Here is a 20806-nt window from a genome sequence, read left to right on the forward strand (position 1 = left end):
TAAAATTATATATGTAATTCTTCAATATATTCCTTAAGAGATTCTTGCCACTGATTTGTTATATCACCTGTAGTAAGTTCAAGCATATAATTTTTAAGCACAGAATATTTAGGCCTTTTAGCTGGTCTTGGAAATTCCTCTGTAGTACATGGAATTACTTTTATGTTAATATTTTCTAATCTGAATATTTCTTTTGCAAAATCATACCAGGAACATACTCCCTTACAGGTGCAGTGGAACAATCCATAATTCTTTTCCTCTATAAGCTTTATTATTACTTTAGCTAAATCTGCTGAACTGGTAGGAGTACCAACTTGGTCATTTACAACCTTTAATTCCTTGTGATTTTCACTTAGTTTTATCATAGTCTTTACAAAATTATTTCCATCACCATATAACCAGGCAGTTCTCACAATATAATATTTTGGATTTAAAGTTTTTACAAAATTTTCTCCATCCAATTTAGTTTTTCCATAGACTGTTTGAGGATTTGTTATATCAAACTCTGTAAGTTCAGTATTTCCCTCTCCATCAAACACATAATCTGTAGAAACCTGCACAATTTCAGCTCCTATAGCAAAAGCTGCTGAAGCTAAGTTTTTAGGTCCTATGGCATTTATCTTATAGGCTAAATCTACCTGTTCTTCACATTTATCCACCTGCGTGTGAGCAGCACAATTTATAATTACATCCGGATTATTTTCTTTTACAAATTTATATACAGCCTTTACATCTGTTATATCAAGATCCTTTACATCTGTGGGAATAAGCTCTACAGCTTTTCCTTTATATTGCTTTTGAAGTTCTCTTCCCAGTTGACCATTTGCTCCAGTTATTAATATTTTCATTATTACCAACTCCCCAAATTATATTAATTAATGTACCTTATCTATTAAAATTTTTATTCATATTAAAATTGCTCATTTAATAAATGACATTTAGTTAGCATCTACTCAAATGAAATAAATATTTTATTATGAATATAATTTATTTCAACATATATATTTAAAAATAAATAACATGTTGCTTAGTTATTTTTTGAATACGTATGATATATTTATCAATATGAGAAACGCTAATATAGATAAACAATATGAAAATTTAATCTACATAACCTTCTGTTTTATTATATATGTGTTATATATAACTTTCAATAGAAGCTTTGGAATAACTCCCAATCGCTTTATTCTCCAAGGTTCTTTAGATACTCTGTAAAGCCATTCCAACCCAAGATTTATCATCCATCTAGGTGCCCTATTTACCTTTCCTGCAATGACATCAAAGCTTCCTCCTACACCCATATAGATAGATGCTGGAAGATCGCTCATATACTTATTTATAAATTTCTCCTGACGTGGACAACCCATTGCCACAAAAATAGCATGTGGCTGAGAATTTTTTATATCCTGCAATATATCTTCACAATTATCCATATCAAAATATCCATTATGGCTTCCTACAATGTTTAAACCTTTATATTTATCTCTAAGTCTAATTTTACATTCATCAAGAAGTTCCTGTTTTGCTCCAAGAAGATATATACCTTTCCCTTCTCTTTCACACAGCTTAATAATTTCATCCATTACTTCAATGCCTGCAATTTTTTCTTTAACTGGGTTTTTAGCTATTTTAGAAGCTATAACAACACCAATACCATCTGGAATTATTACAGAATTTTCTTCACTGCATCCTTGAAAAATAGAATTATCATATAAACCACTATAGAGTACCTCCGGATTTCCCGATATAATATGTATTTTTTTTAAATTTGTTATATATTTTATTAATTCGTTTTTACTCTTATTGAATATATTATAATTTAGTACTTTAGAAAACATAATTTCCTCCGTAGTTTTTATTAGCTAAGGCATCAGAAAATAAATAACAACACAAAGATGCTGCAAATATTTTGTACCATACACGTAGACAGGTTCTGATGATAGTAAGCCGCAGTGTGATACAAAACAGACTAACATATTGGCTAGTTATTTCTTTGACGATACCTACTATCTCTCAGAGAATAATAGGCCATCAGCAGCAGCTAAAAATATCCAAAAATAAACTATTACTGAAGGTACAAAGAATAGATTTTCAAATAAATTCATAAACAAAAATGCTACCACAGAAGCTAAAAATCCAATATAAAATAAATTTATTTCTTTATCATGAATATTAACTATAACCTTTTTAATCTTAATAAGTGCGTTTACAATTATACTGATGAATGATAGTCCACCAATTATTCCAAGCTCTGATTCTATTTTTAAATAGGAATTATGAGTTGGATAATGGGAATAATTTTTATAGGCTAAATATTTATATTTAGCAACATAGCTGTCATACAATTGAATAAAATTACCATTTCCAACACCAAATATAGGGTGGTTTTCTATCATTTTAAGGGCTGTTCTCCAAATTTGTATTCTCCCTTCATCACCAACGGCAATTTGCAACACTCTTCCTCTTACAGAAGGTATAATAAAGGCTATTACTGTAATACCACCTAATGCAGCCAAGAAATACCAACTATATAATAATGAAACAATTACTCCTCCAACTATTAATGCCAAAAATGAGTTTCTGGATCCAGCAAAATAAATATTACACAAAGTTACTATAAATAAAATACTGTAGATACTCTTTTTGTATAACCTCTTACTTCTAATTATCATCATTATTACAGGGAAAACTCCAATAATTAAAAATGCTGCAAAGGAATTTTGATTATCAAAGGTAGCATTAATTCTCAATACATTACTATTGCCCATAGTATATCCTTGTAAAAGACCATAACCTGTTATCTTCTGAAAGATACCGTATAGATTTATACCTGTAAATATAACCATATATGCAGTTATTAAACCTTTAAGCTTTTCTTTGTCAATATTATATTTAACAATAAAATATAATATTACAAAGGATAAAAACCTAGCACTTTCATTTCTGGCGGTACTTCTATCTACAGCATAAGTTATGGATATAACCATTATTGCTAACAAAGTTGTAAGTGAAATTCCCATTAGATCATTAAAAAAATTTCTTATATTATATATAAAAGAATCTTTTGATCTGAAAATACTCACTAAAAAAACTATTATTAGTATAAATAACATTATATCGCCAGAGGCAGGTATTTTATGCAAGCCTTTAATACTTAATCCATCTGGCATAATGGGACATAATATAATTAGAGCAATTAATATGTAATAAATTAAACTATTTTTACTCTTCATAACAAATCACTACTTTCTAAAAATTAATATCTATTAGTTGCAATTGCCTTTTTATTAAAGGCCATCTTTATAGTATTTATATAAACTTTTCTGTTCTCCTTTATAATTTCAGAGGACTTAAAAATTTGCATAAAGGTAACTCCTATAACTCTTAATAGCAAAGCAATAACTAAATTTATTCTAACCTGAATTTCCTTTGATCTGCCATAATTCTTTCTAAAATACAAAATCATACTTCTATACCTTTCATAAAAGGTTATATTCCCTATTTTTTCACTGCTTTGTCCAATTAAGTGAACTATCTCGCCATAGGGATAATATACTCTACTCCAGCCAGCTTTATATGCCTGATAGCAGAAGTCTATTTCTTCATAATACATAAAATATCTTTCATCCAACATTCCAATGTCTTCAATTACCTTTCTTCTTATGAGCAAAGCTGCTCCAACTAGAACCTGTACCTCTTCTGGCTCCTGAATACTTTGGAAATTTTTCATATATTGTTCTATATCCTTTGATCCTATTTTATCAGCAAACTTCACAAAAAAGCTCTTTATAAAAGGTATTTTCAATACATTTTTCAGCTTATACATATGATATACTTCTCGCTTAAAAGTAGGAAAAGCTGAAATAGAAGTTTGATGAGTTCTGTCTCCATTCAAAAGCTTAGGTCCAAGAAGTCCTATTTTCTTATTTTCATCCATATATGCAACCATTTTTTCTATTACATCTTCAAGTATAATAGTGTCACTGTTTAGTAAAAAAACATATCTTCCCCCACTTACTTTTATACCCAAATTATTGGCATAGGCAAAGCCCCCGTTTATTTTACTCTCAATAAGCTTTACCTGCTTAAATTCATTTTTAAGCATAGTAATACTATCATCTTTAGATGCATTATCTACTACAATAATTTCATAATTTATATGTATAGTATTTTCTAAAATAGATTTTATGCAATCTTTTAATAAATCTCTAGTATTATAATTTACAATAATTATAGAAACATCAACCATTTCGTCCTCCTGCTGTTTCTTATAGCGCTCTATATGATTTCCATTATTACTTTTTCCAAATACTGTTACGCATTAATCATAAATTTAAGAATTTTTAAAGTTCATATATAAACCTATATTCCTTAAGTAATCTTTATAATTATTTATTACTAGATTACTTATCCTTTAGTTCCAACCCTTCCGTTTGGAATTACTATATTTTTAACTATGGCAATCATTCCAAGCAGCACTATTCCAACATATACTATCCAATTAAAAATAAATAAATTATCTTCTCTATTGTATTTATTATAAAATATAATCATAGCTCTATAAAATTCATAGGTTGCCTTTATTCCCAGTTGCTTGCTGCTTTCACCTTTATAGTGGATGATTGTTCCCACGGGACAATATCTCACAATATAGCCTGCTTTTTTTGCCCTTATGCACCAATCCATTTCTTCTCCATACATAAAAAAAGTCTCATCTAAAAGTCCAATTTTATCAATAACTTCTTTTTTTATCATGAGAAAACATCCAGACACCGAATCAACATCCAAAAACTCATCCTCTGATACATGAGTTAAATTATATCTGGTGAGATTTTTATTCTTTTTAAACAATTTGCTTATTCCAAACAACTTAAAAAAGGCATCCTTAGGCCTTGGAGCCATTCTTCTGCAGGCAAGCTGCAGTGTACCATCAGGGTTAAGCACCTTACATCCAGCTACCCCTAATTTTACCTCATTAATTAAACATTCATAAGTTTTATGTATAACATCTCCATTAATAATAGTATCAGGATTTAATAAAAGAATAGCCTTTCCCTTTGCAATTCTTATAGCCTGATTATTTGCTCCAGCAAAACCTTTATTATTTTTGTTCTCTATTAATTTAAAATCCTCTGTATCTGCATATTTATCCTTTAACATACTACAGCTTTCATCAGAAGAATTATTATCTACAACTATTATCTCAAATTTTATATCCTTTGTATTTTCATATATGGAATCCAGACAATTTTTTAAAAGTTCCTTTGCATTCCAATTTACTATAATTATGGTTAAATCGTATTCTATCATTGTTTACTCCCGATTCACTAATTTGTTTTACATTATACTATCAAAATTACTTAACTCTAAATAACTTAGCTAAGCTCAGTAACTAAAAAGATTAACTAAGTAAATTCCATTAGCTAGTATCAATACTTCTATCATAAATTTATATTAACATCTAGATTTGTAATAGTCAATTTATGAATATATATGTATACAAGAATTTAATATATTCCAGAGTTAAGCATTTTTTTATTTAATTATCCAGTGTATATAAAAATATATATGTACTTAGCTACTGCAAAAATAGCCAAAATAAATAGATACCTTTTTTTCAATAGAAATTCAGACTTTTTCAACAAACTAATGAATACCATAAAAAACATTATTGCAAGAACGAAAAATGTTCTAGATCCAGATGCATATATAGTTGCTGAAATAAACATAATAATAACTGAACATATTCCTGCTATATAAACTAAAGCTACATAAAGGCCTCTACTTTCAAAATCATAGAGCTGCCATATAAAATATGGGACTGTTGCTATTATTACAGGCCATATAATAAATTTTATTATAGAAATTTTTTTTATGGCAAAAGGATCAGGCATATTAAAATTAAAAAACACTGTATTCAAATGATTCCATATATAGTTATATGCATGTGGAAATCTTATTTCCTGTACAATTTTACTTGGTAAAACTATATCCAATGAGAAGATAATCGCGCTAAAAATAAGTATACATCCTATTATTGGTATTAGTATAGATAAATTATTTTTTAATCCTCTATTTTTTTTATATAATAATATACTCAAAACTAAAAGTACTAGAAAAAGTATTATTTTACTGTCATTTAACAATGTATTTAATAGCCACTGCACTCCATTAAATATGATTTGCCATTTACTGTATAAAGGATAATTTGGCAGCCAATTAATAGTCTCTTCCTGATTTCTAATTAAATTTCCTGGTGCAATAAAAAGTACTACCGAACCTACTATTGTTATAATATTTTCTATTATTAGATATTTATAAATTTTTTTATCTCTAATATAAATATGAGCGTTTATTATTGTAATGAAAACTACAAGAACAAGAGCTATTTGTTCTTCACCCATAGACGCAAAAGCTGCACAAAAAATATATAATATACTAAAATTTTTATTGTAACTTTTCTTTAATGCATCTACAAATGGAATAGCAGCTACTAAAGCAGCTAACATAGGCCAAAGATAAACAATAGAACCAGTAATCCACATTATTGAATCCAAAATTATAGATTTGCTTATTAATAACCAACCTATACATATGTACCAATTTAATATATAATTATTTTTATCGTTTTTTTTACCTACAATAATTCTACTAATACTATATGCCATAAGAGTTATAAATAATGGATTAATAAATTTCCATACAACTCCTCCATCTCTAAAAATAAAATATAATATTAATTCTGCACTGATCCTTCCAGTCCAATTCATATATCTTAACTGCAAATAATCTACTAAGGAGTAACTTCTAGTTGCTTGCTGAAACCAAAAATCATCACCTAGCTGCATATTATGCAATATATGAACATAAAGCATAATTATAAAAAGTATAAAAAAAGGTAATTTTTTAGATGTTATAACATTTAATATTATATTTTTTCCCAGTGCATTTTTTTTATCTATATGATACTTCATTATTAATCCTCCATACTGTATTTGATAATTTTATTGCTATAAACTCATTTTCTTATTTGTCCAAACAAAGTAATTAGCTTTATTTACTTGTAATTGTATACCAATTTTATAGCTCTGATTTTTTCTTAAATTATCAATGTTAAATTCAGAAATTATTCCAGAATTATCATATACATTTTTATTTTTCGTAACTCCAAGTCCGCTTGGAGTTACACATGTTAAATGAGTATTATCATCTGTAAATTCACCATTAAAAATTTTCGTTATATCTCTTCTCTTAACTATTCTTGTTTTTACTTTATATAAATCTCCATCTTCACTCTTTAAAATTAAGGTAGGCATAATATTATAAGAATTCATACCATTTATAATTGCCCATCCCGTTATATTGCCTAAGCCATTTGAAAGATTTATAGAATCAATATTATATAATATTTCTTTTTCATTTTCTACAATTTTAGTATCTTTACCTAGATTTATAACCTTTAACTGTTTCTTTTTATCTGAATTATATCCTATCAAAATCGTAGCCATTAAAGCTATGATAAAAGTAACAATTAAAATTAATTTTTTATTGAACCCTTTCAATTTTTTCTTCCTCCTTTTTTCAATAATCCTATTTTACATATATTTCTTGTTTTAGCTACTTATCCTTTAAATTTATATTAATTAATGAACATATTTTAAATATTCATTAAATTATTAGAATATTTATAGAAAAATTTGTGAATATTCAATGTATAAATTGTATAATAAAATTTCCAATATATAAAGTTCTAATTTTACACAATAAAATATTTAAAGTATAATAAAACCATAATTTATCTATTTAATAGCGGTAATATTTATACTAATATATAAATATAGAAAGGAGAAAAGCATGGAAAATAAAACATTGTATTTAGTAATTCCCTGTTACAATGAAGAAAGCGTATTACGAGAAACTGCCAAACAATTAAACAAAAAGATGAAAGCAATGATTCTTAAAAATTATATTTCTCAGAATAGTAAAATAATGTTTGTAAATGATGGCTCAAAAGATAGTACATGGAATATAATTGAAGATTTAAATATAAGTGATCCTATATTTATAGGTTTAAAATTATCAAGAAATGAAGGTCATCAGAATGCTCTGCTGGCAGGTTTAATGGGTTCTAAAAAATATGCTGACATGGTTATATCCTTAGATGCTGATTTGCAAGATGATATAAATGTCATAGAAAACTTTGTGGAAGAATACTATGCTGGAAATGATATAGTTTATGGAGTACGTTCTAAACGAGAAAAAGATACTTTTTTTAAACGATTTACAGCAGAATCATTTTATAAATTTATGAAAGCCTTGGGAGTAGACATCGTTTTTAATCATGCTGACTATAGATTAATGAGCAAACGAGCATTGGAAGCACTAGAACAATTTAAAGAGGTTAATCTTTTTTTAAGAGGTATTGTTCCTCTTATAGGCTTTAAATCATCTATTGTAGTATATGAAAGAAATGAGAGATTCGCAGGAGAATCAAAATACCCATTAAAAAAAATGCTATGTTTTGCTTTCGATGGAATTACATCCTTCAGTGTTAAACCAATTAGAATAATTACAGCTATAGGCGGCATAATTTTTATCATCAGTACTTTATTCTTTATATACTCATTAATAATGAAGTTTTTGGGAAGAACTGTTGTTGGGTGGACTAGTATTGTCTGTTCAATATGGATGATTGGAGGAATACAACTTCTATGTTTAGGTATTATTGGTGAATACATAGGAAAGATTTATAGTGAAGTTAAAGCTAGACCTAAATATATAATTGAAAAAAGGTTATCTGAAAATATAATTTCCAATAATGAAAAGCCAAAGTCTACCGTTTAAAATATAAAATTTGATATTATAAAAAATATCCCAGTGCTAGTATTCTACACTGGGATATTTACGAATCATCTTTTAATTAAGATATAATTCTTAATTAAAAAAACTAAAAGCATATGCATCTATTCCTGGAGCATCAATCATACTACGAATATGAATAATATCAGCTTGATTATCAGCAACATATGCTTTTGTATGATCATTAGGATCTACCCAGCCCATAAATACATAAGTATGACTTGGATATCCTGTAGAATCCGGAACAGTAAAGACAATATTACCTGGATATAATTGATTGACATCAGATGTCCTTGTCCATCCAAGTGAAGTTATATAAGGAACATAATGTTTGGTATTTTCCATCCATATTGGTACATTTATACCTATTGACCTCAATGCTGTACTTGAAAAATAAACACAATTATTACTTTGATTTCCATCATGTAGTTTTACCGCTTCAGTCTCAGTTTGCTGTACATTATTCCCTGTTGACAAAAATGAAACAAGCTTAGATGCTGAATCTGTATTATCAGGTACTTTATAGATAACTACATCTTTGGATGTAACAGAATTATCATCACCTATGCTTTTCACAGTTATAATATGAGCACCATAAGATAAAGAAGAAATATTCAATGTGTATTTATATCCACTTTGAACGCCTCCACTATATCCAGGGTATATATTATTTACATCAGGTCTTGATATTCCCAATTGCGCATCTCCATAATTTTGATTATCAACATATATCTGAACTTTTTGTATACCAAATGCATTTAATGCCCAACCACTAACATCAAATAAATAATTCTGTGCTTTTATACCTAAATTATTTTTTGGAGTGTCAACACATAATCTATCTGGTAGAGATCCTTGTCCATTTGATAATACATATATCTTAGTACTACTTGTCGCTGATGTACCATTTTCACCTATACTTGTAACTTTTAAAGTATGCGCTCCTGGAGATAAAGATGAAATATCCAAATTACAATTAAAACCACTGGAGTCCTCATTTGCATATCCTAAAAATTGTTTAGCGACATCAGGTCTTGATACGCCTATTACTGCATCTTGTTCAGTTCCATTATCTAAGGATACTTGTACCTGTTTTACTCCATATAAGTCAAGTGACCAACCGGCTACATCTAATTCTCCACTATTTGTTTGCACATACTTAGGAGTATCTATAGTTACTAATCCCGTCATACTCTGTGCAAAAACTTTTTTCACATTAACACTTTGTGATATTGTAGAACCATCATTTCCCATACTTACTACCCTTACTGTATGTATGCCATCTGAAATTTTAGGAATATATATTGTACAGCTGTATCCGCTGTTTAATCCACCTGTATATCCTGGAAATGTTTTATCTACATCTGCCCTTGCTTGTCCTATTTCAGCATCTTTCTCCATACCATCAAAATATACCTGTACCTTCTGTACTCCATATCCATTTAAAGACCACCCATTTACTGTAACGCTATTAGTGGTATCATTTAACAAAGTTGAATCATTCGGATTATCAATGCTCATTAACGGTGTCTTATCTCTTCCATCCTCAGGTACTTTATATACTGTCAAATCCTGTGTTGCAACTGCACCATTATTTCCAGTACTTGTTACTGTTATTTTATGGGCTCCAAGAGATAACGAAGATATATCTAACCTGTAATCATAGCCACTATTAGCTGATTTATAGGCTGAATATATTCTATCCACATCAAGTCTTGATAAGCCTGTTTCCGCACTTTGTGCATTCCCATTATCTACAGATACCTGTACCTGTTTTACTCCTGACTGATTTAATGACCATCCAGCAATATCTATAACATTACCTTTTATCTTATCATTATTTCTAGGAGTATCCACGGCCAGCATTCCCGGCATACTCTGCTCAGAAACTTTTTTCACATCGATACTTTGTGATATTGTAGAACCATCATTTCCTATACTTACTACTTTTACTTTATGTATTCCGTCTGGAATTTTAGGGATATCTATTGTACAGCTATAACCGCTGTTTAATCCTCCTGTATATCCTGGGAATATATTATTTACGTCTACCCTTGCTTGTCCTATTGTGGCATCCTTCTCAACATCATCAAAATATACCTGTACTTTCTGCACTCCGTATCCATTTAAAGACCATCCGTTTACGGTAATACTATTAGTGGTATCATTTAGCAAAGTTGAATCATTCGGATTATCAATGCTCATTAACGGTGTCTTATCTCTTCCATCCTCTGGTACTTTATATACTGTCAAATCCTGTGTTGCAACTGCACCATTATTTCCAGTACTTGTTACTGTTATTTTATGGGCTCCAAGAGATAACGAAGATATATCTAACCTGTAATCATAGCCGCTATTAGCTGATTTATAGGCTGAATATATTCTATCCACATCAAGTCTTGATAAGCCTGTTTCCGCACTTTGTGCATTCCCATTATCTACAGATACCTGTACCTGTTTTACTCCTGACTGATTTAATGACCATCCAGCAATATCTATAACATTACCTTTTATCTTATCATTATTTTTAGGAGTATCCACACATACAAGTGCAGGTAAACTACTATTTTCAGCAGCCATTACTGTTCCTGCTTTTGTAAAACCTATTATGAAAATAAGTATTGCACAAATTCCAATAATGATTTTCATAATACTTTGTTTTAATTTCACTATTTCACCTTCTTCCACCATAAATTTATGTTGTAAAATATTTTAATCTGCCAACAAATCATAATGAATTGAAAATTGATTACAACACACATTTTAAATAATCGTATAATCTAACAAAATCTTTATATAAATATAGATATCCAATATCATAAATAAAGGTTTATGAATTTTTTATATAAAAGTCCAAATACTATAAGTAATAAATATAGTATTGGAGTGAAATATATGGCAATGCATTTAGTAGAAGTTAAAACTTTACACGGATATACAATAAATGAATTAAATGAAATAATTAATAGTTCAAAGAGTAAGTACACCAAATCTCTTTTAAGTGCTGTCATAATGAGATATAACGGAATTCATACTGATGATATTATGAAAACTATTTGCAGAACACGCGCATCTATAACTACTTATATTCATAAATGGAATAAATATGGTATAGATTCAATTATAGATAATCGTGGTGGTTCTGAAAGTAGTTTTACAGATGAAATGCTTCAGGATTTAAAGGACGTAGTCCTAAGTAAATCACCTGAAACCTTCGGTTTTATGCGTTCCAGCTGGACAACAGCCCTATTGACTCAATATATTAAAGAAAAATATGGCAAGTCTTATTCTGCAGAATGGATAAGACAACTACTAATAAGTCTTGGTTTTTCTTTTAAAAGAGGTCAATATAAACCAACTAAAGGAGATCCTTATTTGCAAGCTATCTTTAAAAAAAATAGCTGACTTACCACCTATCATTGAGAACACAGAGGACTCCGTCCTATATGTTGAAGATGAAACAGGAATAAGGATAGAATCTGTTAATCGCAGAAGTTGGAGCCCGGTAGGGCAATCCCCTATAGTTGAAAGTAATAACACACACGCAGGTTTCAACATTATTGGTGCTACAGAAATATCTAAGAACTATAATACTTTAATCAATATATATCCAGCAAAGCATTCCATTACTTCTATAGAAATGCTTGAGTTTTTAAAGCAACTTCTTGAGCAAAACAAAGGTAAGAAGATATTTTTAATATGGGACAATTACAATATCCATAAAGCAAAAAATATCGAAGAATTTGCACAGCTGCATAACGAAGAATTGTTTCTGATTAATTTACCACCATATTCTCCTATGCTAAACCCACAAGAAAACGTATGGAAATGGCTTAAAGATACATGTTTTCAGTGTAAAGCTCGAGAATCTATTGATAAATTTAAAGAATTTATCGAAAAACTATTTCTTCATTGTAATTCAGATAAAATGCATTCTATTATAAAACCTCTTGTTAATGCCAAAAGTTACTATAAATAATTTATTATTGAACTTGGATATCTATAGTATGATTTTTGCTAAAATCAATACTCTTATCATAATTTTACCATAAACTTTTTTTTAATCAATTTACATAATAAACATTTATAAAAATAAATTTTATTAAGAAAATGCAACAAATATAACCCCTATAATTATTGATATTATTCCCGCTAATTTAAATACAGTTATTTTTTCATTTAAAATAATTCTAGAGATAATCATAGACCATATGTAGGTAATAGCTGTCATTGGCAAAACTACTGATAGTGGCATATACTTAAGGACTATAATATTTAAAACAGCACTAGCTACATATATAAAGCCACCTATATATAGAAATTTGCTTTTAATTATGGATACTATTGTATTACCTACTGTAGATTTTTTAAAAAAGAACCCTCCAAATGATCCAAGCAATGTCATAACAATAATTATTATAATTAAAAAGAATCTATTCATCACCAACACCTACTAATACAACTCCTAACATGATCAATATAAGTCCTATAATTTTTTCTATATTTATAATTTCATTTAGGAAATAATACCCTAGTAACACAGTAAAAATATATCCCATACTCATCATGGGATGTATGACTGAAAAACTTCCATATTTAAATGCTATAATCATTCCAACTGCACCTATAGAATAAAATAAAAATCCAATTAATATAAATAACATGTTATGCATATTTGATATTTTCCAAAAATATTGTCCACCAACAGTAAACAAGGCTGCTGTTAATATCAACATTATACCTATTTTATTTTTCTTTAAAGACAAAATTATACTATTCATTTTTATCATCAACAGCCTTATTTTTAATTTTAAATTCATTTAAAAACAATTCATAATTTTGTTTATGTTGTTTTACCAAGGTATCTAAAATAATCCCATTTGTTAAAAGCACTATTGAAACTAATACAAAACCTAATGCTAGCACTGCTGAAGGCAACTTAGTAATAAAACTTGTATCTATGAATTCTAAAATCACAGGAATCCCCACTAATAATCCAATAATAAATGAAATGAAAGATAAAACACAAAAAAATGGAAATGGCTTGTAATCTTTAAAAAGAGATACAATTGTTCTTAACACCTTTATTCCATCTTTATATGTATTTAACTTTGAAGTACTTCCTTCTGGTCTATCTCTATAGTCAATAGGTATTTCTTTTAATAAAAATTTCTTATCTAAAGCATGTATGCTCATCTCAGTTTCAATTTCAAACCCTTCACTTAATACAGGCATAGTTTTAACAAAAAATTTATTAAAGGCCCTGTATCCTGTCATAATATCATTTATATCATTTTTAAATAACTTTCCTATTAAACCTTTAACAAGATTATTCCCAAAGTTATGGAAAGCTCTTTTATTTTCTGACATATAAGTCCCATTTGATAATCGATCTCCAATAGTCATGTCAGCTTCTCCATCTATAATAGGTTTTAACAATTCTTTTGCAAATTCTGCTGGATAAGTATCATCACCGTCAACCATCACATAATAATCGGCATCTATATCTCTAAACATACTTCTTACAACATTTCCCTTGCCTTGCCTAGGCTCTTTTATAATTATGGCACCACTTTGACGTGCTATTTCCGAAGTTCTATCTTTTGAATTATTATCATATACATAAATGTCTGAATTTGGTAATTTTTTTTTAAAATCTCCTATCACTTTACTAATTGTTAATTCCTCATTATAACATGGAATTAAAACTGCAATTTTCATATTATACAACCCATCCTTCAATTTAAATTTTTTTAAATAGTATTGAATTATTAAAGATATTATATACTATTTAGTATTTTTCTCATTCTGTATAGCATATTTATAATATAGTATAATACTACCATTTAAAAATAAATTTACTACTTTCAAATAAAATTTTACAATTTTAACTATAATTTATATATACAAAATTATTATTATTTTTTAATTTATACATTGCAAATTTATAATTTTATAATTAATAAAATCTATTAAAAAGTATAACTTGCGTTGAAATTAACACTAATATAACATAAATTACACAAAAAACATTAAAATATTTTATTTTAATATTTTTAATACCTAATGCTAAAAATAATAGTAACGCTATTGGAATAAAGTAACGTCCTTGTACTCCTTCAACAGTTGAGCCACCAACTAATGTATATGTAATATAAAGCGCAGTTACAACTAAAATACCAATTGATAAAAATAATAATAATAATATAATTCTATTTTTAAAATTAATTTTTTCATTTTCATTATTAATTAATGAAGCTACAATCAATACTATTACATAGCTATAGATTATATAATTTGGCAATTTAGTATCTAGCCAACCTAAAATACCAATAAAACTTTTTAAATAAAATTCTCCATTTAGTGTTATTGTTCTAGCAAATATTTCAATAAACAATATAGGATGCTGTAATATATAAATTACTTGATCTTTAGGTGAAGCATTACTATTTGTAGACAAGACATGATTTGCACCAGAAATATTCATCCAAAATAAATTAATTAATATTGACAATATTATTATAAAAAATCCTAAAATTAGGTGCTGTTTTTTACTTTTAAATTTATATTTTGGAATTAAAAAATATAATAACGAAAATAAAAAATATACCTGTTTAGTTAATGACACTAAACAAATTAACAAAAACATTATAAGAACTTCTTTAACTTTTAATCCTTCATTTCCATTTTTAGATAATTTAATAAAATAGCTTATAGTAAAAATAGATAAACAATTTGTTACTCCATCAGCCGATAACGATGCAGATTCATATAATAACATTGGCATCAATCCAAACAAAAACAAAAGACTTTTTTTACTAGATATATTTTTCATTGAAAAATATATCATAGTTGTAGAAAAAATTAGATTAAATAAACGTCCTAGATACATTAATGCTAGTGGTGATAAATTGAATTTTTTACCAATTTCTATCCCCATACTTTGTGGTAAATACATAATAGGTGCATATGCTGATGTATTAGGAATAGCCACAAACATCTCATCTTTAGGATTTAACTGCACATGTGTCAATTCAAACATTATGTTTTTTATATTAAATTTTTTATCAGAATGAAATGGAATATCTTCTGAAAGTTTAATTTGATTTGACATAATTAAACTTTTGGGCACATATGCTCCATTCATATTATTATGATGTTCACATATTAAATTACCTTTTGATATCTGATATGCCCTATAAAAATGACTATATTCATCTGGAGCTTGAAATGGTCCATTAATAAATACAAATATAATGCCGAATATTAAACTTAAAATAACGTATATATGTTCTAATTTTATATGGTAATATTTAAAACTTATTCTATTCATAATTCACCTTTCTTAAATATAATATGATTAAACCACAATAAGCTATAAATAAATTTCCATCATACAATTTGTAATATTTTGAACATTGATTCTTCACAATATATAGTGGTCAGTTCTTATTAAATATACTTTTTGTGGGATAATCATAATATAATTTTAAAGTTTTGTGTATGTATCTAAGATTTTTCTATTTATAATTGGTCATATTTTTTAAATAAGTTTATATTTTATAATTTTCTTTATAAATGATTTAATTTTACTCTTAATTCTTATTAAATAATATTTTATCAAGCCATTAGAACTATAGAATATTTTTACTTTCTTTACTTTATCACTTGATATATATGGGTTCGAACAAAAATCCATTAATGGTTTAGTTACATTATTCCACATAAATTGTTCCTTTATCATTTTAATATTAAATTTCATCAATTTATAGATTTCTTTATCGTCAAGTATTTTAATTATAATAGAGGCCAATTCATCATACTCTCCTTCATTATAACAAAATCCTAATTTATTACTCTCAACTAATTCTGACATATAATCACCTCTAGTTAAAGCCATAGGTAATTCACACCATAAATAGTCTAAAATTCGAGTTCTGAAAGAAAATCTGGTTTCTAAATTATTAAAATATGTACTTACGCCTAAGTCTGCTTCCATAAGAAAATTTTGTCTTTCAGAATATTCTACCCAATCATTAAAAAATATATTTTTATTAAACAAACCATATTCCTTAGATTTTTTTATACATTCCTCTGCAACTGTTATATCACACTTCATGTTTGGATGTCCTATCCCCATAAAAAACAGTTTTATATCTTTTCTTTTTTTACATATAACATTCATAGCTTCAATAAGTGTTAATGGATCAAACCAATTCCATATCCCTCCACCCCATATTATAACTTTATCCTCTTTGTTAATATTGGGCCATACTCCTTTTAGTACTTGCTTTGTCTTTATAGGTCCCTTATTATCAAAACCAAATGGTACAACTCCAATTAATTTTTTCATTTGTATATTATCATTATAAGTTATAGGATTTACCCTATTTATAGCTGCAAGCATTCCAAGCCAATAGTCCTTTTGCTTTTCACTAGAACATATAAAGTAATCACCTAAAGAAAGTTGTTCAAGAATTAAGTCCAAATCTGTTTCATGGTAAGTAAGCCTATCCTTTAAACTAATAAATTTCCTTAACTCAAGGTTTTCAAGTGTAATTGGATCATATATATCAACAACTATAGGTTTTTTTATTTTCTTAAGAAATGGATATAGCCTAAAAGCGATTCCCTGTACAACTATGGAATCGCTGTCGTATGCACTGACTATAAGTTTATCTTTATTCCCTTTTATTAGATTAAATTTTTGCCCTTGAAAATTAAAATCTGTTTTACTATTTGGTATATATAAAGTAACATTAAAATTTTTACTTAACTCCACTGCAAAGTTGAAATATCTTATACCTGGTCCAGTCATTTTTTTTGCTATAGTATCTGGACTGATTAATAATACCTTTTTCATATATAAATACCTCTTAAATTTTATTTATTGGAATTATTTCTTATAAATCCCAAGATATTAAATCTTTTTAATTTATTAAACCTGGCATCTATCATTTTTTTCCACTTATTTAATTTATATACATTAGCAGATACATTATTAACTTGCTCTTGCATATCTCTTATAGAATTTTCCATATGCTTAATATTACCCAAATTTAAGCTTTCATTATACTTATTGCTTACTTTACCATCTGAATCTAATGGTAAGCTGTAATTATCTGAAATAATAATTCCTTTTTCTTCATCAATTGATTCATCTGTAAATATACATTCTGTCCTATATGTTAAACTTCCTTCTACTGGTGAACCATCAATCATCATAGAGCCTTTATCTTTGACTTCAGTACTTCTAAATACCGTTATTGAATTTTCTTCACTGGCATTCTCATCTGCTTTAATATAAAAGTAAAACTGTCTTCCTTCTGAATTTAAAATCGGTTCAAATTCTATGTCAAGCCATGAATTATCTACAAGTAACGATGCATCAATTTTCTTCTCTATAATTAAACCATTAGTTAGAGTATCATATAATTTAAAAAATATCTTATGATCGTTTTGTCTTGCATATGTACCCACCATTAATTGTATTTTTGTTAAATTTGGATATCTACATTTAAATTTCTGCCCAACTCTTGTAAAATCATAAATAGGGCCTACTAAGTCATCTTTTACTATTTGATTAATATCAGCTATTTTACTATAGGATTTAATTATAATATCTGATTGTTTTTTAATAGGATCTTTACAAAAATCTTTAAGAGGCTTTGTAACTATATTCCATTTATATTGTTCTCTATATTCTTTTATATTGTTCTTACATTCATCATAGAAGTTTTTGTCATCGGCAATTTTTATAAGTGCATTTTTTAGGCTTTCAACATCCTTGAATTTTACAACTATACCCAGTTTTTTGTCGGATACTTCCTGGGAAAAATAATCACCCTCAGTGGCTATAATTGGAAGACTAGCCCATAAATAATCCAAAATTCTTGTTCTAAATGAAAATCTTGTTTCTAAATTATCAAAGTGACAGCTTACTCCAGCATATGATTCTAACAAAAAGTTTTGCCTATCATTGTAGTCTACCCAATCCATATTAAAGATTACATACTTGTCTCTTATTCCTAATTCTTCCGATAAGTGAAAGGCCTTCGCAAGCATCTCCATCTCGGGAACATCTGGATTTGGATGTTTTACTCCTAAGAAAAATAATTTAATATCATCTCTAGTTTTACTAATTTCTCCTATTGCACTAATTAATGATAGTGGATCAAACCAATTCCAAACTCCCCCCCCCCATATGAATACTTTATCATTTTCTTTCAATCCGGGAATTTTTTCTTTTAAAGCATCTCTAGTATGGACAGGATCAATTTCACTAATTCCAAATGGTACTAAACCAATAAGTCTATTTAATTTATTTGATAAATCATATTCTTTTGGATTAACTTTATTTAATGCAGAGAGCATTCCAATCCAAAAGTCTTTTTGCTTTTCATTTGCGCATATAAAATAATCACCTAATCTAATTTGATTCAGTAATGCATTTAAGTCACTATTATTAAAAAGATTTCTGGTATCCATATCTTTTGCTTTATGTACTTCTAAATTTTCTATTGTAAATGGATCATATAGATCTACAATAATTATTCTATCATTACAATACTGCTTTAATTCTGGTATAAGTTCTAACCAAACACCTTGAATCAAAACTATATCAGTTGTTCTAAATGCATCCACTAAATCTTTTGTTTTGTTAATACTAAACTCAACTGAATTTATATCATACTGTTTTAAATTTAATTCACATTGATTAGGTGCTGCAAGTGTTATTGAACATATAGCAGATAATTGCTTGGCAATTTCTGAATATCTTATTCCAGGTCCAGCCATTTTATTTCCAATTTTATCACTAGAAATTATAAGCATATTATTTTTTCTTTTACCAAACTGTTTTTCCACATTTAATGAAGTAATTAAATTTTCTATGGTATTATTATATAAATTGTTTCTATATAAAAACTTTAGCAATTGATTATCATAAGCACGATTCATAAATTTATCTATAAATTGTCCATCTGTAATTTTTCTATTTTTTTGTATATACTCTCTTTTTAACTTCATTTTAGATAATTTATTTGTAAATTCAAACATAACTTCTGATTGAATTTTCATATCTTTATTTTCTCCAAATTGATCTTCTGTATCTATATCAGTATTATATGACTTTATTAATAATGAAGCTGATAAAATTCTATAAACATTATCTTCTGAATAGTTTTTATAGATTGTAAATAATGTATTTCTATTTGAAATAACATCAAGCTTAATTTTCTTTAATTTTTTTGATGTACTATTATGTTTATGATAACAGATAGATTCATGACAAAATCTTACTTTATATCCTAATAACCATAGTCTCCATCCTAAATCAACATCTTCATTATAGGCAAAATAATCCTCATCAAATCCACCGATAGAAAGAAAAATTTTCCTGTCTATAATCATGGCTCCGCCACAAGCAAACATTAAATCTCTATCTTCATTATACTTTTTATTAGCCTCTTCTATATCCATAGCAAAATCATCTTGATATCCATGTCCATAAAAACTTATTCCACCACCAGCAAAATCAAGTTTACTTCCGTCCCAATTAAGTATTTTACTTCCTACACAAACATAGCTATCATCTTTACATTGATGCAAAGTTGCTAACATATCATTAATCCAATTGGAATCTACTTTCATATCATTATTAATTAATGCTATATAATCCCCTTTAGCAATCTTAGCAGCATCATTATTGGGTTTTGCAAAACCTTCATTTGTTGAATTTTTTATTATTTTTACATTTTTATACTTACTTTTCACAAATTGTACCGATCCATCTTTAGAGCCATTATCCACCATAATAAATTCTAGTTTATCTTTAGGGTAATTAAGTTTATTCAGTGTAGAAAAACACTCTTTCAAATGATCTTTACCATTGTAATTTACTATAATAAAACTAATTGATTTATCTCCGTCCATACTATATTAACAC

The 20806-nt window shown here is 27.6% G+C and carries 17 protein-coding genes; 3 read left to right on the forward strand and 14 right to left on the reverse strand.

Annotation, left to right across the window (positions count from 1 at the left end):
- Positions 1-5 precede the first annotated feature (5 nt).
- The 7 genes from rfbD to CLOPA_RS14280 all read right to left on the reverse strand — a co-directional run bounded on the left by rfbD (position 6) and on the right by CLOPA_RS14280 (position 7562).
- Positions 6-848 (reverse strand): dTDP-4-dehydrorhamnose reductase, encoded by an 843-nt coding sequence (gene rfbD / locus CLOPA_RS14250; RefSeq protein WP_015616148.1) that lies wholly within the window; start codon positions 846-848, stop codon positions 6-8.
- Between the two features lie 258 nt (positions 849-1106).
- Entirely contained in the window at positions 1107-1838 is a 732-nt protein-coding gene (locus CLOPA_RS14255; protein WP_015616149.1) for a WecB/TagA/CpsF family glycosyltransferase, read from the reverse strand.
- A 168-nt stretch (positions 1839-2006) separates the two neighbouring features.
- The gene (locus CLOPA_RS14260) at positions 2007-3233 is read right to left on the reverse strand and encodes an O-antigen ligase family protein (RefSeq protein WP_015616150.1); all 1227 of its coding nucleotides are present in this window, start codon (positions 3231-3233) and stop codon (positions 2007-2009) included.
- A gap of 23 nt (positions 3234-3256) precedes the next feature.
- Positions 3257-4249, reverse strand: coding sequence for a glycosyltransferase family 2 protein (locus CLOPA_RS14265; RefSeq protein ID WP_015616151.1), 993 nt, complete (start codon positions 4247-4249; stop codon positions 3257-3259).
- 158 nt (positions 4250-4407) lie between these two features.
- Entirely contained in the window at positions 4408-5310 is a 903-nt protein-coding gene (locus CLOPA_RS14270; protein ID WP_015616152.1) for a glycosyltransferase family 2 protein, read from the reverse strand.
- A 233-nt stretch (positions 5311-5543) separates the two neighbouring features.
- Entirely contained in the window at positions 5544-6974 is a 1431-nt protein-coding gene (locus CLOPA_RS14275; protein ID WP_015616153.1) for a DUF6056 family protein, read from the reverse strand.
- A 36-nt stretch (positions 6975-7010) separates the two neighbouring features.
- Positions 7011-7562: a hypothetical protein gene (locus tag CLOPA_RS14280; protein ID WP_015616154.1), complete on the reverse strand. Its 552-nt coding sequence runs from the start codon at positions 7560-7562 to the stop codon at positions 7011-7013.
- Positions 7563-7854: 292 nt separating this feature from the next.
- On the opposite strand from CLOPA_RS14280, the gene CLOPA_RS14285 reads away from it, so the two are divergent.
- The gene (locus tag CLOPA_RS14285) at positions 7855-8844 is read left to right on the forward strand and encodes a glycosyltransferase family 2 protein (RefSeq protein WP_015616155.1); all 990 of its coding nucleotides are present in this window, start codon (positions 7855-7857) and stop codon (positions 8842-8844) included.
- Positions 8845-8934: 90 nt separating this feature from the next.
- Here CLOPA_RS14285 and CLOPA_RS14290 read toward each other — a convergent pair whose 3' ends face one another.
- Positions 8935-11508: an Ig-like domain-containing protein gene (locus CLOPA_RS14290; protein ID WP_172638619.1), complete on the reverse strand. Its 2574-nt coding sequence runs from the start codon at positions 11506-11508 to the stop codon at positions 8935-8937.
- A 246-nt stretch (positions 11509-11754) separates the two neighbouring features.
- Between CLOPA_RS14290 and CLOPA_RS26150 the strand changes: the two genes are divergently transcribed.
- Positions 11755-12264, forward strand: a complete 510-nt coding sequence (locus CLOPA_RS26150) for a helix-turn-helix domain-containing protein (protein ID WP_051115656.1) — start codon at positions 11755-11757, stop codon at positions 12262-12264.
- Positions 12182-12838: an IS630 family transposase gene (locus tag CLOPA_RS26155; RefSeq protein ID WP_051115657.1), complete on the forward strand. Its 657-nt coding sequence runs from the start codon at positions 12182-12184 to the stop codon at positions 12836-12838. The genes CLOPA_RS26150 and CLOPA_RS26155 overlap by 83 nt, the downstream gene beginning before the upstream one ends.
- Before the next feature lie 123 nt (positions 12839-12961).
- Here the strand turns inward: CLOPA_RS26155 and CLOPA_RS14300 are convergent, their stop codons facing one another.
- The 6 genes from CLOPA_RS14300 to CLOPA_RS14325 form a co-directional block, all read right to left on the reverse strand.
- A complete protein-coding gene (locus CLOPA_RS14300) occupies positions 12962-13300 on the reverse strand; it encodes an EamA family transporter (RefSeq protein ID WP_015616158.1) in 339 nt (112 codons plus the stop codon).
- Positions 13293-13640, reverse strand: a complete 348-nt coding sequence (locus CLOPA_RS14305) for an EamA family transporter (protein WP_041711503.1) — start codon at positions 13638-13640, stop codon at positions 13293-13295. Before CLOPA_RS14305 ends, CLOPA_RS14300 begins: the two co-directional genes overlap by 8 nt.
- A complete protein-coding gene (locus CLOPA_RS14310; RefSeq protein ID WP_015616160.1) occupies positions 13633-14580 on the reverse strand; it encodes a glycosyltransferase family 2 protein in 948 nt (315 codons plus the stop codon). The genes CLOPA_RS14305 and CLOPA_RS14310 overlap by 8 nt, the downstream gene beginning before the upstream one ends.
- A gap of 238 nt (positions 14581-14818) precedes the next feature.
- A complete protein-coding gene (locus tag CLOPA_RS14315) occupies positions 14819-16192 on the reverse strand; it encodes a DUF2142 domain-containing protein (protein ID WP_015616161.1) in 1374 nt (457 codons plus the stop codon).
- A gap of 210 nt (positions 16193-16402) precedes the next feature.
- Positions 16403-17722: a glycosyltransferase gene (locus CLOPA_RS14320; RefSeq protein ID WP_015616162.1), complete on the reverse strand. Its 1320-nt coding sequence runs from the start codon at positions 17720-17722 to the stop codon at positions 16403-16405.
- Between the two features lie 20 nt (positions 17723-17742).
- Positions 17743-20793, reverse strand: a complete 3051-nt coding sequence (locus tag CLOPA_RS14325; RefSeq protein ID WP_015616163.1) for a glycosyltransferase — start codon at positions 20791-20793, stop codon at positions 17743-17745.
- Positions 20794-20806: the final 13 nt, after the last annotated feature.

The sequence above is a fragment of the Clostridium pasteurianum BC1 genome, from assembly GCF_000389635.1.
GTDB lineage: Bacteria > Bacillota > Clostridia > Clostridiales > Clostridiaceae > Clostridium_I > Clostridium_I pasteurianum_A.

Excerpts from the sequence above, each read along its gene's own strand:
- rfbD (WP_015616148.1), bottom strand. The coding sequence starts at position 848 with ATGAAAATATTAATAACTGGAGCAAATGGTCAACTGGGAAGAGAACTT.
- CLOPA_RS14310 (WP_015616160.1), bottom strand. The coding sequence starts at position 14,580 with ATGAAAATTGCAGTTTTAATTCCATGTTATAATGAGGAATTAACAATT.
- CLOPA_RS26150 (WP_051115656.1), top strand. The coding sequence starts at position 11,755 with ATGGCAATGCATTTAGTAGAAGTTAAAACTTTACACGGATATACAATA.
- CLOPA_RS14270 (WP_015616152.1), bottom strand. The coding sequence starts at position 5,310 with ATGATAGAATACGATTTAACCATAATTATAGTAAATTGGAATGCAAAG.
- CLOPA_RS14320 (WP_015616162.1), bottom strand. The coding sequence starts at position 17,722 with ATGAAAAAGGTATTATTAATCAGTCCAGATACTATAGCAAAAAAAATG.
- CLOPA_RS14305 (WP_041711503.1), bottom strand. The coding sequence starts at position 13,640 with ATGAATAGTATAATTTTGTCTTTAAAGAAAAATAAAATAGGTATAATG.
- CLOPA_RS14255 (WP_015616149.1), bottom strand. The coding sequence starts at position 1,838 with ATGTTTTCTAAAGTACTAAATTATAATATATTCAATAAGAGTAAAAAC.
- CLOPA_RS14285 (WP_015616155.1), top strand. The coding sequence starts at position 7,855 with ATGGAAAATAAAACATTGTATTTAGTAATTCCCTGTTACAATGAAGAA.
- CLOPA_RS14260 (WP_015616150.1), bottom strand. The coding sequence starts at position 3,233 with ATGAAGAGTAAAAATAGTTTAATTTATTACATATTAATTGCTCTAATT.
- CLOPA_RS14315 (WP_015616161.1), bottom strand. The coding sequence starts at position 16,192 with ATGAATAGAATAAGTTTTAAATATTACCATATAAAATTAGAACATATA.
- CLOPA_RS14300 (WP_015616158.1), bottom strand. The coding sequence starts at position 13,300 with ATGAATAGATTCTTTTTAATTATAATAATTATTGTTATGACATTGCTT.
- CLOPA_RS14325 (WP_015616163.1), bottom strand. The coding sequence starts at position 20,793 with ATGGACGGAGATAAATCAATTAGTTTTATTATAGTAAATTACAATGGT.
- CLOPA_RS14290 (WP_172638619.1), bottom strand. The coding sequence starts at position 11,508 with ATGAAAATCATTATTGGAATTTGTGCAATACTTATTTTCATAATAGGT.
- CLOPA_RS14265 (WP_015616151.1), bottom strand. The coding sequence starts at position 4,249 with ATGGTTGATGTTTCTATAATTATTGTAAATTATAATACTAGAGATTTA.
- CLOPA_RS14275 (WP_015616153.1), bottom strand. The coding sequence starts at position 6,974 with ATGAAGTATCATATAGATAAAAAAAATGCACTGGGAAAAAATATAATA.